Here is a 13,521-nt window from a genome sequence, read left to right on the forward strand (position 1 = left end):
GCGCGCCTGCGCCCATGGCATCGTCGCCGCGCCGTGGCGGGCCGCGGCGCTGAGGAGGGTTTTGCGATGGAATGGGCGATTCTCGGCATCGTCGTCGTGGCGGTGCTCTATGCGATCATGGTCTACAACGGCCTCGTGTCGCTGCGTCAGCGGGTCAACCAGGCCTTTGCCGACATCGACGTGCAGCTGAAGCAGCGGCATGATCTCATCCCCAACCTCGTCGAGACCGTGAAGGGCTATGCCGCCCACGAGCGCGGCACGCTCGACGCCGTCGTGCAGGCCCGCAACGCCGCGCTCGGCGCGCACGGCCCGGCCCAGCAGGCGGCGGCCGAGCAGGCCCTGAGCGGGGCGCTCGGGCGCCTCATCGCCCTCGCCGAGGCCTATCCCGACCTCAAGGCCAACACCAATTTCCAGCAGTTGCAGGTCGATCTCTCCGACATCGAGAACAAGCTCGCGGCGGCGCGGCGCTTCTTCAACAATGCGGTGTCGGAATACAACGCCGCCATCCAGGCCTTCCCCGCCGTGCTGTTCGCCGCGAGCTTCGGCTTCACCCAGCGCGAGTTCTTCGACGTCGGCGAAACGGCCCGGCAGCAGCTCGACGTCGCCCCGCAGGTCAAGTTCTGACGAGGGGGGCCGGGCATGCTGCCCGCCTTCGGCCTCTACAGCCACATCCGCAACAACCGCATCCGCTCGGGGCTGCTGCTCGCCGGGCTGTTCCTCCTTGTCTACGTGCTGACCTATGCCGGGGCGCTCATTGCCGAGGCAATGAGCCGCGACGACACGCTCGACGGCTATCTGCGCGGCGCCTTCGGCGGTCTGCTCACCGCCTTTCCGTGGGTGACCCTCGGCACGGGCCTGTGGCTCGCCGTCGCCTGGAAGTTCCACCAGGGCATGATCGCGCTTCTGACCGGCTCGCACAGGGTGACGCGCGAGGAGGAGCCGAAGCTCTACAACCTGCTCGAGAACCTGTGCATCTCGCGCGGCCTGCCCATGCCGCGCCTCAGCATCATGGAGAGCGAGGCGCTCAACGCCTTCGCCACCGGGCTCAACGAGGAGCAATATGCCGTCACCGTGACGCGCGGGCTCATGGGCGCGCTGACCGATGCCGAGATGGAGGCCGTGCTTGCGCACGAGCTCACCCATATCCGCAACGGCGACGTGCGCCTGATGGTCATCGCCGTCGTCATCGCGGGGGTCGTCTCCTTCTTCGGGGAGCTCATGTTCCGCGGCCTGACGCGCATGTCGTGGCGCGGCTCGTGGCGCGGCGGGTCGTCCCGGCCGTCCTCGTCCTCATCGTCCGGTAGCCGCAAGGGCGGCGGTGGGGCGGTGGCCATTGCCATCCTCATCGCGGTCGTCCTCGTCGTCCTCTCCTGGCTGCTGTCGATCCTCATCCGCTTCGCGCTGTCGCGCTCGCGTGAATATCTCGCCGACGCGGGGGCGGTGGAGCTCACCAAGAACCCGGACGCCATGATCGGCGCGCTCCTGAAGATCTCCGGCCGGGGAGAGCTGGCGAACGTGCCCTCCGGCCTCATGGAAATGTGCGTCGATAACCCGCGCTCCGGCTTTACCGACCTTTTCGCGACGCATCCCTCCATCGACGATCGCATCGATGCCCTCGTGCGCTTTGCCGGCGGCCGGCGGCCCGAGCCGGTCGAGACCGTGCCGCACATCGCCGGGCGGCCCGACGCCGATCCGCCCCCCTCCGACACGTCGCCGCCGCACGGCCCGTGGGGCTGAGCTTGCGGGATGCCTGGTCCCTCCATATCTGTAGCCTTTACAGATATGGAGATGAGCATGCGCCCGAACCTGCCCGAGGACCTGTCCATCGGTGCCCTGTCGGAGGCGACGGGCGTCAACATCGAGACCATCCGCTACTACGAGAAGATCGGCCTCCTGCCGCCGCCGCCGCGCACCGAGGGCCGGCAGCGGCGCTATGACGGCATGGCGGTGCGGCGCCTGCGCTTCATCCGGCACGCCCGCGACCTTGGCTTTTCCGTCGACGCGATCCGCGATCTCATCGCCATGGCGGCCGACCCGGCAGCCTCCTGTTCGGGCGCCGACGCCATCGCCCGTGCGCATCTCAAGGATGTCGAGCGGCGCATCGCCCAGCTCGCGGCCCTGCGCGACGAGATCGCCCGCATGCTCGACCATTGCGGCGACGGCACCATCGCCGATTGCCGCGTCATCGAGGTTTTGGCCGACCATGGCCAGTGCCTGCACGAGGACCATCGCACGCCGGCCTGACAGGCTGCCGTCTTCCTCTTGCCACTGTCCGGCAGCTTCGATATGTAACGTTACAACGTTACATTCTGGAGATTGCCTATGACCGTCGACGGACGTCTTCCGGTCACCGTCCTGTCGGGCTTCCTCGGCGCCGGCAAGACGACGCTGCTCAACCACCTGCTCAACAACCGCGACGGGCGGCGCATCGCCGTCATCGTCAACGACATGAGCGAAGTGAACATGGATGCCGACCTCGTGCGCGCCGGCGACGCCGACCTTGCGCGCACGGACGAACGCCTCGTGGAGATGACCAACGGCTGCATCTGCTGCACGCTGCGCGACGACCTGCTCGAGGAGGTGCGCCGCCTCGCCGAGGCCGGGCGCTTCGACTATCTTGTCATCGAGGGCACCGGCATCGCCGAGCCGCTGCCGATCGCGGCGACCTTCTCGTTCCGTGACGTCGAAGACCGGTCGCTGTCGGACGTCGCCCGGCTCGACACCATGGTCACCGTCGTCGACGCGGTGAATCTGACCCGGGACTATGGCAGCCGCGACTTCCTCAGCGACCGCGGCGAGACCGCCGGCGAGGAGGACGAGCGCACGCTCGTCGACCTGCTCGTCGACCAGATCGAGTTCGCCGACGTCATCGTCCTCAACAAGGTCGGCGATGCGACGCCCGGGCAGCGCGAGAGCGCCCGCACCATCGTCAAGGCGCTCAATCCGACGGCCCGGCTGATCGAGACGGACTTCTGCCGCGTCGAGCCCGAGGCCATCCTCGACACCGGCCTCTTCGACGAGGAGGAGGCCGCCCGTCATCCGCTCTGGTACAAGGAGCTCTTCGGCCACGCCGACCATGTGCCGGAGACCGAGGAATACGGCATCACGAGCTTCGTCTACCGGGCGCGGCGGCCGTTCCATCCCGAGAAGTTCAACGCCTTTCTCGCCCGCACCTGGCCGGGCCTCATCCGCGCCAAGGGCCATTTCTGGCTGGCGACGCGGCCGGACTGGGTGGGCGAGATGAGCCTCGCCGGCGCCATCTGCCGCACGGAGGCCCTCGGCTTCTGGTGGGCCGCGGTGCCGCGCGCGCGATGGCCCCGGCACGAGAGCTGGAAGGGGCTCATCGCCCGCCACTGGCACCGTGTGTGGGGCGACCGCCGGCAGGAGCTCGTCTTCATCGGCGCCGACCTCGACGAGGCGGCCATCCGCGCCGCGCTCGACGAATGCCTCGTCGGCCGGCCGGACGCCCTGCGCTTCAACCCGGCCGATTTCGCGGGCCTGCCCGATCCCTTCCCCACCTGGCGCCGCGCCATGGCGGCGTGACGTCTCTCTTGCGGAGAATCCCATGCGTCTTCTGTCCCTTGCGGCGGCGCTCGCGCTCGCCTTCCCCTCGCTTGCCCAGGCGCACGGCATCTGGATCGCCCAGCGCACGGGCGAGCTCGCCATCGTCTACGGCCATGGCGGCTCCGACGACGCCTATGATCCCGCCAAGGTCAGATCCATCGCCGCCCGGACAGCCGCGGGCGCCGAGGCGCCCGTGAAGATTGCCCGACGCGAGAAGAACGTCGTCATCACTCCGGCCGAGGAGGCAGCCGTCGTCACAGCCGTCTTCGACGGCGGCTTCTGGGCGAAGACCAGGGAGGGCAAGTGGGTCAAGAAAGGGCGCCGCGACGTGCCGGATGCCGAGAGCGCCAGCCATTCGCTGAAATACAACACGACGGTCCTCGCCGGCACCGGCGGCCCGCTCCCGCCGCAGGGCCTGCCGCTCGAGATCGTGCCGCTCGCCGACCCGATGACGCTGAAGCCGGGCGACGACCTGCCCGTCCAGGTGCTGAAGGGCGGCAAGCCGCTGGCGGGCGCGGGCGTCATTTCCGATTACGTCAACGAGAGCCACGGCGCGCCGATGACGACGGATGCCGAGGGCAAGGCGGTCGTGGTGGTGCGCAACGACGGCCTCAACGTCATCGCCGTCTCCGCCTCCGAGCCGACGCCCGGCGATGCCGACGTCGACCGCAAGGGCCTGTTCGCCACCCTGTCCTTCATGCTGCCGCACGTCGAGTAGGCCGGGCAGGGCGGCGATCAGGTCAATCGCATATGAGGAGCGAATTGATCCCTCCCCTTTTGGGGGAGGGTGGATCGCGCCGTAGGCGCGAGACGGGTGGGGTCAAGGCGGGAATGGTGTTCACAATCTGAGCTGCGGTCCCCTCCGTCGCTGCTACGCAGCGCCACCTCCCCCGTGCGGGGGAGGATCAGGGCGTCGATCGCCCCTTCCGGTACCGCATCCGGGCCGCTATAGCGGATCCGGCCGCCCTGACCGGGCGGTCGGATCCGCGGGGGAAGCGACATGATGGCGAATATCGCGGTCGGCATCTCGGTCAGCATGATCAACGTCGGCCTGCACGCCCTCGTCTCGGTGGCGCTGGTCCATTGGCTCGACCGGCGCGGCCTCGGTCACCGGCGCCATCGCCGGATGACGCTCGCCGTCGTCATGGGCGCCATCGGCGGCCTGCTCACGCTGACGCACATGGCCGAGGTGGCGCTGTGGGCCCTCGTCTATGTCCTCATCGGGGCGGCTCCCGCGAGCGGCAATGATTTCTACTTCGCCTTCGTCAATTACACGACGCTCGGCTACGGCGACCTCCTGCCCGACGAGGGATGGCGCCTTCTCGGCCCGATGGCAGCGGCGAACGGCGTGCTTCTCTTCGGCTGGTCGACGGCACTCATCTTCGGCGCGCTGCAGCGCGCCGCCCACAGGCTCGGCTTGGAGAAGGGACAGGGCGCGGCATAGGCGCCGCGCCCCGTTTCTTCAGTTCGCGGGCATCGCCGTCTCGACCAGCGTCGCCCAATAGCCGACGCCGACGGGGATGGCCTCGTCATTGAAGTCGTAGGCGGGGTGGTGCAGGCCCGCCGAATCGCCGTTGCCCATGAAGATGAAGGCGCCGGGGCGCGCTTCGAGCATGAAGGAGAAGTCCTCGGCGCCCATGGTCGGCGGCACCTCGAGGTCCACCGCGCCGGCACCCGCGGCCACCTTAGCGGCGATGCCGGCGGCGAATTCCGTCTGCGCCGCATGGTTGCGCGTGACCGGATAGCCGCGCTCGTACTCGACCGTCGCCGTGGCGCCGAAGGCGCGCGCGATGGTGGTGACGATCTCCTTCAGTCGCGTCTCGCACAGGTCGCGCAACTCCGGCGTCAGCGTGCGCACGGTGCCCATGAGCTCGGCCGTCTGCGGGATGACGTTGAAGGCCTCGCCCGCCTTGAAGGCGGTGACCGAGACGACCGCCGATTCGAGCGGATCGGCGTTGCGGGAGACGATCGACTGCAGGGCCGTGACGATATGGGTCGAGACGAGGAGGGTGTCGATCGTCTCGTTGGGCTTGGCGGCATGGCCGCCCTTGCCCTCGACGCGGATGCGGAAGCGGTCCGCCGCCGCCATCAGCGGGCCGGGGCGCAGCGCGAAGGAGCCGACCGGCAGCCCCGGCATGTTGTGCATGCCGTAGACCTCCTGCACGCCGAAGCGGTCCATCACCCCGTCGTCGATCATGGCCCGGGCGCCGCCGCCGCCTTCCTCGGCGGGCTGGAAGAGGAGGACCACGGTGCCGTCGAAATCGCGCGTCTCGGCGAGATAGCGCGCCGCGCCGAGGAGCATCGCGGTGTGGCCGTCGTGGCCGCAGGCGTGCATCTTGCCGGACACCTTCGAGCGATAGGGCAGGTTCGTCTCTTCCTCGATCGGCAGCGCGTCCATGTCGGCCCTGAGGCCGATGACCTTGCCCGAGCCACTGCTGCGCCCGCGGATGACGCCGACGACGCCGGTGCGGCCGATGCCGGTCACGACCTCGTCACAGCCGAAGGAGGCCAGCTTCTCGGCGACGATGCCGGCGGTGCGGTGGACGTCGTACAGCAGCTCCGGATTGCTGTGGAAGTCGCGGCGCCAGGTGGTGATCTCATCCTTGAGCGCGGCGATACGGTCGGTTTTCGGCATGGGAAGAACGGCCCTCGTGGCTGGTTCGCGCCCGGCCGGGCGCGCTTTCCCCAGCAAAACGAAGCCGTCCGGTCAGGTCAACCGCGCAGCGCGCATGGGCTGCGGCCTCAGGGCCCGGTGCGCGCATGCGCAGTCCGACACGGCGCTGAATGGCCACTAGACCGTTGCAGGTGACACTGTCTATTGTTCGCATCAGAGCCGAATGAAACGGCCGGCGGCGCGTCCGCCACCCAGATCGAGCCTTGACCCGCGCCAAGACGGGTCGTGCCAGAGAGGACCATCATGCTGAAATTCGTCAGGGGGGCTGCCGTCGCGTCCTTCGCCGGCTTGCTGCTGGCCAGTGCGCCGCTGCAGGCCAAGACGCTGCGCTTCGCCTTCCAGGGCGACTACAAGTCGCTCGACCCCTATACGCTCAACGAGACCTTCACCCTCGGCATGCATGCCGCGGCCTACGAGGGCCTCACCAAGCGCGATCCAGAACTCAAGATCATTCCGGGCCTCGCCGAACGCTGGGAGGTGCTGGAAGACGGCAAGCGCTGGCGCTTCTACCTGCGCCAGGGCGTGAAATTCCACAACGGCAACGATTTCAACGCCGACGACGTGCTGTTCTCGGCTGACCGCGTGCGTGCCGACGGGTCCGACCTCAAGACCCGCATCCCGCCCGAGGCCAAGTTCGTCAAGGTGGACGACTACACGGTCGACGTGGAGCTGCCCGCCCCCAACCCGATCCTGCACTACGAGTGGGATACGTGGTACATCATGGACAAGGAGTGGTCGGAGGCGAACAACGCCGGCAAGCCGACCCCCGCCGCCGCGACCACGCCGAGCCATGCCGCGCTCAATGCCAACGGCACCGGCCCGTTCGTGGTCGAGAGCCACCAGCCCGGCGTCAAGACCGTCTGGAAGCCCAATGCGGGCTGGTGGGACAAGCCGCAGCACAACCTGACCGAGGCCATCTTCACGCCGATCGCTTCCGACGCCACGCGCGTCGCCGCCCTCCTCTCCGGCGAGGTGGACTGGATCGACCCCGTGCCGCTGCAGGATGTCGACCGCGTGAACGCGAGCGCCAATGCCTCGGTCATGCAGGGGCCTGAGCTGCGCACCATCTTCCTCGGGTTCGACCAGTATCGCGACGAGCTGCTCTATTCCAACGTGAAGGGCAAGAACCCCTTCAAGGACAAGCGCGTGCGCGAGGCCGTCTACAAGGCCATCGACATCGAGGCGATCAAGGACAAGGTCATGCGCGGGGCCGCGACGCCGACCGCGCTCATGATCTCGCCGCTGCTGTTCGATCTGTCGGAGGACTTCAAACGTCCGGCGGCCGATCCCGAAGGGGCGAAGAAGCTCCTGGCGGAGGCCGGCTACGGCGAGGGCTTCGAGGTCGGCATGGATTGTCCGAACGACCGCTACGTCAACGACGAGCGGATCTGCCAGGCGGTGGTCGGCATGCTGGCGCGCGTCGGCATCAAGGTGAACCTCAACGCCCAGCCGAAGGCCAAGTACTTCGCCAAGGTGCTCGCGGCCGGCGGCTACGACACGTCGTTCTACCTGCTGGGCTGGACGCCGGGCTCCTTCGATTCCTACAACGTCCTCGCCAACATGTACCGTTGCCGCGACGAGAAGGGCAACGGCGGCAACAACAATCTCGGCAACTACTGCAACCCGAAGATGGAGGAGCTGATCAAGCAGGTCCTCGGCGAGACGGATACGGCCAAGCGCAACGAGCTCATCAAGGAGGCCTACACCCTCGGCCAGGTGGAGGACTGGGGCTACGTGCCGCTGCATCAGCAGGCGCTGGCCTGGGGCGTCGCCAAGAACACCAAGGTGGTGCAGCGGGCCGACAACCAGTTCCTGTTCTACTGGGTGACCAAGGAGTAAGGGGGCGAAAGGCTGCACGCTCGCGTGCAGCCTTGTCCGAGGCGAACCGCCCCCGCGTTCTCGCGTGAATGCCGTGCCCGGTGATGCCGGGCACGGGAAGGGCGGCGGTTTATCTGGCCGGCGGGAAGCCGGCGCCGGAGCGGTGCCCCGCATCCTCGGGTGCGGGCCGCCGTCGCCCAACACGAAGAGCAGTCCATGCTTGCCTTCATCATCCGCCGCCTCGTCCAGTCCATCGGCGTGCTGCTGGCGGTGGCCTTCATCGCCTTCGCGATGTTCCGCTTCGTCGGCGATCCCGTGAACCAGATCGTCAGCATCGAAGCCTCCGCCGAGGAGCGGGCGCAGATCCGCGAGAGCCTCGGCCTCAACGACCCCTTCGTCGTGCAGTTCGCGCGCTATGTCGGCCGGGCGGCGAGGCTCGACTTCGGCATCTCCTACCAGTTCCGCCAGCCGGTCACGAAGCTGCTCGGCGAGCGCATGCCGGCGACGCTGGAGCTCGCCTTCGTCTCCGCCGTCTTCGCCCTCGTCGTCGGCATCCCGATGGGCGTCTACACGGCGCTCCGGCGCGACAGCTGGCTCGCCAAGCTCTTCCAGGCGGTGTCGCTCGTCGGCGTCAGCCTGCCGACCTTCCTCATCGGCATCCTGCTCATCTATGTCTTCGCCGTCACTCTCGGCTGGCTGCCCTCCTTCGGGCGCGGCGAGGTGGTGCGGCTCGGTGACTGGTGGACGACGGGCTTCCTCACCACCTCGGGGCTCAGGGCGCTCATCCTGCCGTCGATCACGCTCGGCCTCTTCCAGATGACGCTGATCATGCGCCTCGTGCGCGCCGAGATGCTCGAGGTGCTGCGCACGGACTACATCAAGTTCGCCCGTGCCCGCGGCCTGACGCGCCGGGCCGTCAACTTCGGCCATGCGCTCAAGAACACGCTGGTGCCGGTGATCACCATCACCGGCCTGCAGCTCGGCTCCATCATCGCCTTCGCCATCATCACCGAGACGGTGTTCCAGTGGCCGGGCATGGGCGTGCTCTTCCTGCAGGCGGTGCAGAACGTCGATATTCCCATCATGGCCGCCTACCTGCTGCTGATCGCCTTCCTCTTCGTCGTCATCAACCTCGCCGTTGACCTTCTCTACGCGGTCGTAGACCCGCGCCTGAAGGTCACGGTGCGCGCCGCGTGAGGAACGAGATGCCCTACGTCACGCAGGAAGAAGCCAAAGCATCCCCGCCGGCGGTGGGCACCCCGTCCCCCGGCTGGTTCGCGCGGGTGATGGACCATGACCTGATGGCGAGCTTCCTCGCCTCGCGCGTCACGGTGCTCGCCGCCCTCGTCACGCTCGCGCTCGCCGTCCTCGCGCTCTTCGCGCCGCTGATCGCGCCCTACAACCCGTTCGACCCGGCGGAGGTCTTCCTCATCGATTCGCTCAACCCGCCGCGCTGGCTGCCGGCGGGCGACGCCCGCTTCCTGCTCGGCACGGACGACCAGGGGCGGGACCTCTTCTCCGCCATCCTCTACGGCCTGCGCGTGTCGCTCATCATCGGCGTGCTCGGCGTGCTGATGGCGGCCGCCATCGGCATCACGCTCGGCCTCCTCGCCGGCTATGTCGGCGGGCGGGTCGATGCTGTGATCATGCGCATCGCCGACGTGCAGCTCACCTTCCCGGCCATCCTCATCGCGCTTCTGGTCGACGGCGTGGTGCATGCGCTGCTCAAGGGGGCGAGCCGGGAGGACACGGCCTTCGGCGTGCTCGTCTTCTCCATCGGCCTGTCGTTCTGGGTGCAGTACGCGCGCACCATCCGCGGCTCGACGCTGGTGGAGAAGAACAAGGACTACATCCAGGCGGCGCGGCTCGTCGGCCTTCCGCCCATCGTCATCATGGCGCGGCACGTGCTGCCCAACGTCATCGGGCCGGTGCTCGTCATCCTCACCATCAACCTTGGCCTTGCCGTCATCACCGAGGCGACCCTGTCCTTCCTCGGCGTCGGCCTGCCGCCGACGCAGCCCTCGCTCGGCACCCTCATCCGCATCGGCAACGACTATCTCTTCTCCGGCGAGTGGTGGATCGTCGCCTTCCCCGGCCTCACGCTCGCGGCCCTCGTCCTCGCCGTCAACCTGCTCGGCGACTGGCTGCGCGATGCCCTGAACCCGAAGCTCAGATGACAGAACCCGTCCTCTCCGTCCGCGACCTCAAGGTCCAATTCGTCACCCGCCGCGGCGTGCTGAAAGCCATCGACGGCGTCTCCTTCGACATCGCGCCGGGCGAGGTGCTCGGCGTCGTCGGCGAGTCGGGCGCCGGCAAATCGGTGACGGGCTCGGCCGTCATCGGCCTCATCGAGCCGCCCGGCCGCATCGCCGGCGGCGAGATCCGCCTGAAGGGCGAGCGCATCGACAGCCTCTCGCCCGAGGCGATGCGCCGCGTGCGCGGCAAGCGCATCGGCATGATCTTCCAGGACCCGCTGACGAGCCTCAATCCGCTCTACACGGTTGGCGAGCAGCTGGTGGAGACCATCAGGACGCACCTGCCCCTGTCGGCGGGGCAGGCGCGCCGGCGCGCCATCGATCTCCTGGCCGAGGTCGGCATCCCGGCGCCCGACCGGCGCATCGACGGCTATCCGCACGAGTTCTCCGGCGGCATGCGCCAGCGCGTCGTCATCGCGCTCGCGCTGTCGGCGGAGCCCGAGCTCGTCATCGCCGACGAGCCGACCACGGCGCTCGACGTCTCCGTGCAGGCGCAGATCATCACGCTCATCAAGCGCCTGTGCGCGGAGCGCGGCACCGCCGTCATGCTCGTCACCCACGACATGGGTGTCATCGCCGAGACGGCCGACCGGGTGGCGGTGATGTATTCGGGCCGCATCGCCGAGATCGGCCCGGTGCGCGACGTGGTCAAGCACCCGCTGCACCCCTATGCGGTGGGGCTGATGGGCGCCATCCCCTCGCTCGAGACCCATGCCGACCGGCTGGTGCAGATCCGGGGCGCCATGCCGCGCCTCTCCGCCATCCCGCCGGGCTGCCCGTTTCATCCGCGATGCGAGCGCGCCTTCGCCCGCTGCGCGGTGGACCGGCCCGAGCCGCTCGACCGCGACCGGCGCAAGGTCGCCTGCCATCTCTATGACGAGGCGCATGCGGAGATTGCCTCATGACCGAGACCCCTTTCGTCGCGGTGCGCAACCTCAGGCGCGTCTTCGACGTCTCAAAGCCCTGGCTCAACCGCATGCTGGAGGGCGGGCAGAAGCAGTATCTGACGGCGGTGGACGACGTCAGCTTCACCATCCGCCGCGGCGAGACCTTCGCGCTCGTCGGCGAATCGGGCTCCGGCAAGTCCACGGTGGCGCGCATGGTCGTCGGCCTCATGCCGCCCTCGGCCGGCGAGGTCGTCATTGACGGCGTGCCGATCAACGATCCGCGCCGCGCGGCGGACGTGCGGGCGTTGCGCCGGCGCATCCAGATGATCTTTCAGGACCCTTACGCCAGCCTCAATCCGCGCTGGCGCGTGGAGCGCATCATCGCCGAGCCGATCCGGGCCTTCTCCTTGAGCGCGAGCGCCCGCGAGGTGCACGAGCGGGTGGGTGAGCTGCTGACGCTCGTCGGCCTCCATCCGGCGGACGGCGCCAAGTTCCCGCACGAGTTCTCCGGTGGCCAGCGGCAGCGCATCGCCATCGCCCGGGCGCTTGCCTCCAAGGCCGAGTTCATCGTCTGCGACGAGCCGACCTCGGCCCTCGACGTGTCGGTGCAGGCGCAGATCCTCAATCTGATGCGCGACCTGCAGGACCGCTTCGGCCTGACCTATCTCTTCATCAGCCACAATCTCGCGGTGGTCCGCCACATGGCGAGCCGCATCGGCGTCATGTATCTCGGCCGCATCGTCGAGATCGGCGGCGGGCGCGACCTCTTCGTGCGGCCGCAGCATCCTTACACGCGCATGCTGCTCAACGCCGTGCCGGACATCGCCATGACGGGCCGGCTGCGCGAGGCGGTGCAGGGCGAGATCCCGAATCCCATCAACCCGCCGTCGGGCTGCACCTTCCACCCGCGCTGCCCCTTCGTCTTCGACCGTTGCCGGCGCGAGGTGCCGCCGCTCGAGGCGGGCGTCGCCTGCCATGCGGTCGCCGAGGGGCGCATCGCCGCGGCCTGACAGGGCCGCGCGTTCAGGGCTTGCCGAGACGGCCGAACAGCCGGGCCTTGGGCCGCGTCGTGCGGAACTGGCCGCGCTCGATGGCCAGAAAAGCAATGACGGCGATGCCGATCAGCGTCAGCCACCAGGCCTGCGTCGTCGCCATGCCGGAGGCGGCGACGACGAAGGCCACTGTGAAGGTGGCGATGGCGGCCGGAACGAGCGAGGCCGTCATGCCGCCGGCGGCGCGGATGGCGAAATAGAGCAGCACCGCCAGCGTCGCCGCGCCGACGACGCCGAGGTCGTACCAGATCTCGAAGGGCAGCGAGAGGGGCGCCTCGCGCGGCACGAGGCCGACGAGGCGGCCACGCAGGCTGGCGTCGAGCCCGTGGCCGGTGATGAGGCGCAGGGGATCGCTGCGCACGATGTCGGCCCAGACGCGGATGGACTGCACCGCCGGGCTCGCCGTGCCCATCAGCGCCTTGGCGAGGGGACGCAGCAGAAAGGGCAGGAGCGGGGCTGCGAGGATGACGGCGGCGACCGCGACGCGCAGCACGTCCCGGCCGACGGGCGGCCGCCACGACGTCAGGGCGAACATCGTCGCGCCGGCAGCGAGTGCGAGCAGCGGGATGAAGCTGCCGCCGCCGACGACGGCGAGGCCGGCGACCGCACCGAGCGCCAGCGCGACGAGCCCGTGCCCGCGCGAGATGAGCCAGCCGATCGCCGGCCACAGCAGGACCGAGAGCGTGACGAGGCCGCGCTCGAGGCTGCCGGGATCGATCGTGTCGCGGCCGAGAAGGCCGAGCGCGACCAGGATGGCGAAGATGGAGGCGGCGGCGGCGCCGATGCCCGTGAGATAGAGATTGGAGGCGCGCATGCGCTCCGGCAGCGCGGCGATGCCGGCAAAGGCCATGGCAGCGGCACCGAGGGCGTTGAGCAGCTTGTCGAGCGCCGTGTTCGCCTGCGGCGCCCAGGCGATCGAAAGCGCGGCCCAGCCGATGAGCAGCAGTGCCGCGAGGCCCGCCGGGGACACGAAGGTGCGCCGGAGGCTGCGGTTGAAGCCGCCGTTGGCGCCGTCCATCAGCGCGGCGAGGACCATGAGGATGATCCCGATCGGCACCAGGACCACCGCGGCGCGGCGCGCCACGAGCGCCGTGATCGGCACGGCGACGAGAAGGGTCGCAAAGCCGATGCGGCGCAGCAGGATGGCGGCGTCGAGCGCCGGATCGAGAGCGGGTGTGGGCGAACGCATGGGCCTACGCTTCAACCGACCGGCGGGCGGCACCGTGCCGCCCGCAATTTCGGTCACGCTAGCGTGACTGCCGCTGTGATGC

Annotated in this window: 13 protein-coding genes; 11 read left to right on the forward strand and 2 right to left on the reverse strand. The window is 69.0% G+C overall.

The window, feature by feature from the left end:
* The first annotated feature begins 66 nt into the window (after window positions 1-66).
* The 6 genes from AL346_RS07950 to AL346_RS07975 all read left to right on the forward strand — a co-directional run bounded on the left by AL346_RS07950 (window position 67) and on the right by AL346_RS07975 (window position 5,008).
* Window positions 67-624 carry a LemA family protein gene (locus AL346_RS07950; protein ID WP_019402408.1) on the forward strand — a complete coding sequence of 186 codons (558 nt, stop codon included), beginning with the start codon at window positions 67-69 and terminating at the stop codon, window positions 622-624.
* 18 nt (window positions 625-642) lie between these two features.
* Window positions 643-1,737 (forward strand): M48 family metallopeptidase, encoded by a 1,095-nt coding sequence (locus AL346_RS07955; RefSeq protein ID WP_082312612.1) that lies wholly within the window; start codon window positions 643-645, stop codon window positions 1,735-1,737.
* A 57-nt stretch (window positions 1,738-1,794) separates the two neighbouring features.
* Window positions 1,795-2,244 carry a helix-turn-helix domain-containing protein gene (locus tag AL346_RS07960; RefSeq protein ID WP_026015172.1) on the forward strand — a complete coding sequence of 150 codons (450 nt, stop codon included), beginning with the start codon at window positions 1,795-1,797 and terminating at the stop codon, window positions 2,242-2,244.
* Between the two features lie 78 nt (window positions 2,245-2,322).
* A complete protein-coding gene (gene zigA / locus AL346_RS07965; RefSeq protein WP_053193490.1) occupies window positions 2,323-3,543 on the forward strand; it encodes a zinc metallochaperone GTPase ZigA in 1,221 nt (406 codons plus the stop codon).
* A 22-nt stretch (window positions 3,544-3,565) separates the two neighbouring features.
* Window positions 3,566-4,282, forward strand: coding sequence for a DUF4198 domain-containing protein (locus tag AL346_RS07970; protein WP_053193493.1), 717 nt, complete (start codon window positions 3,566-3,568; stop codon window positions 4,280-4,282).
* A 282-nt stretch (window positions 4,283-4,564) separates the two neighbouring features.
* Window positions 4,565-5,008: an ion channel gene (locus tag AL346_RS07975; RefSeq protein WP_019404816.1), complete on the forward strand. Its 444-nt coding sequence runs from the start codon at window positions 4,565-4,567 to the stop codon at window positions 5,006-5,008.
* 18 nt (window positions 5,009-5,026) lie between these two features.
* Here the strand turns inward: AL346_RS07975 and AL346_RS07980 are convergent, their stop codons facing one another.
* Window positions 5,027-6,199: a M20 aminoacylase family protein gene (locus AL346_RS07980; protein ID WP_019404817.1), complete on the reverse strand. Its 1,173-nt coding sequence runs from the start codon at window positions 6,197-6,199 to the stop codon at window positions 5,027-5,029.
* A 282-nt stretch (window positions 6,200-6,481) separates the two neighbouring features.
* On the opposite strand from AL346_RS07980, the gene AL346_RS07985 reads away from it, so the two are divergent.
* The 5 genes from AL346_RS07985 (at window position 6,482) to AL346_RS08005 (ending at window position 12,208) form a co-directional block, all read left to right on the forward strand.
* Complete coding sequence (locus AL346_RS07985; RefSeq protein WP_019404818.1) at window positions 6,482-8,077, forward strand: ABC transporter substrate-binding protein; 1,596 nt, start codon at window positions 6,482-6,484, stop codon at window positions 8,075-8,077.
* 195 nt (window positions 8,078-8,272) lie between these two features.
* Window positions 8,273-9,253: an ABC transporter permease gene (locus AL346_RS07990; protein WP_053193495.1), complete on the forward strand. Its 981-nt coding sequence runs from the start codon at window positions 8,273-8,275 to the stop codon at window positions 9,251-9,253.
* 8 nt (window positions 9,254-9,261) lie between these two features.
* Window positions 9,262-10,233: an ABC transporter permease gene (locus AL346_RS07995; RefSeq protein ID WP_019404820.1), complete on the forward strand. Its 972-nt coding sequence runs from the start codon at window positions 9,262-9,264 to the stop codon at window positions 10,231-10,233.
* Complete coding sequence (locus AL346_RS08000) at window positions 10,230-11,216, forward strand: ABC transporter ATP-binding protein (RefSeq protein ID WP_019404821.1); 987 nt, start codon at window positions 10,230-10,232, stop codon at window positions 11,214-11,216. Before AL346_RS07995 ends, AL346_RS08000 begins: the two co-directional genes overlap by 4 nt.
* A complete protein-coding gene (locus AL346_RS08005; RefSeq protein ID WP_053193498.1) occupies window positions 11,213-12,208 on the forward strand; it encodes an ABC transporter ATP-binding protein in 996 nt (331 codons plus the stop codon). The genes AL346_RS08000 and AL346_RS08005 overlap by 4 nt, the downstream gene beginning before the upstream one ends.
* A 13-nt stretch (window positions 12,209-12,221) precedes the next feature.
* Here AL346_RS08005 and AL346_RS08010 read toward each other — a convergent pair whose 3' ends face one another.
* Window positions 12,222-13,439, reverse strand: a complete 1,218-nt coding sequence (locus AL346_RS08010; RefSeq protein ID WP_053193501.1) for a hypothetical protein — start codon at window positions 13,437-13,439, stop codon at window positions 12,222-12,224.
* Window positions 13,440-13,521 lie beyond the last annotated feature (82 nt).

The organism is Chelatococcus sp. CO-6 (assembly GCF_001271345.1).
Taxonomy (GTDB): Bacteria; Pseudomonadota; Alphaproteobacteria; order Rhizobiales; family Beijerinckiaceae; genus Chelatococcus_A; species Chelatococcus_A caeni.

Coding starts and splice junctions, on each gene's coding strand:
- AL346_RS07950 (WP_019402408.1), top strand. CDS start 67: ATGGAATGGGCGATTCTCGGCATCGTCGTCGTGGCGGTGCTCTATGCG.
- AL346_RS07960 (WP_026015172.1), top strand. CDS start 1,795: ATGCGCCCGAACCTGCCCGAGGACCTGTCCATCGGTGCCCTGTCGGAG.
- zigA (WP_053193490.1), top strand. CDS start 2,323: ATGACCGTCGACGGACGTCTTCCGGTCACCGTCCTGTCGGGCTTCCTC.
- AL346_RS07970 (WP_053193493.1), top strand. CDS start 3,566: ATGCGTCTTCTGTCCCTTGCGGCGGCGCTCGCGCTCGCCTTCCCCTCG.
- AL346_RS07975 (WP_019404816.1), top strand. CDS start 4,565: ATGATGGCGAATATCGCGGTCGGCATCTCGGTCAGCATGATCAACGTC.
- AL346_RS07980 (WP_019404817.1), bottom strand. CDS start 6,199: ATGCCGAAAACCGACCGTATCGCCGCGCTCAAGGATGAGATCACCACC.
- AL346_RS07985 (WP_019404818.1), top strand. CDS start 6,482: ATGCTGAAATTCGTCAGGGGGGCTGCCGTCGCGTCCTTCGCCGGCTTG.
- AL346_RS07990 (WP_053193495.1), top strand. CDS start 8,273: ATGCTTGCCTTCATCATCCGCCGCCTCGTCCAGTCCATCGGCGTGCTG.
- AL346_RS07995 (WP_019404820.1), top strand. CDS start 9,262: ATGCCCTACGTCACGCAGGAAGAAGCCAAAGCATCCCCGCCGGCGGTG.
- AL346_RS08000 (WP_019404821.1), top strand. CDS start 10,230: ATGACAGAACCCGTCCTCTCCGTCCGCGACCTCAAGGTCCAATTCGTC.
- AL346_RS08005 (WP_053193498.1), top strand. CDS start 11,213: ATGACCGAGACCCCTTTCGTCGCGGTGCGCAACCTCAGGCGCGTCTTC.
- AL346_RS08010 (WP_053193501.1), bottom strand. CDS start 13,439: ATGCGTTCGCCCACACCCGCTCTCGATCCGGCGCTCGACGCCGCCATC.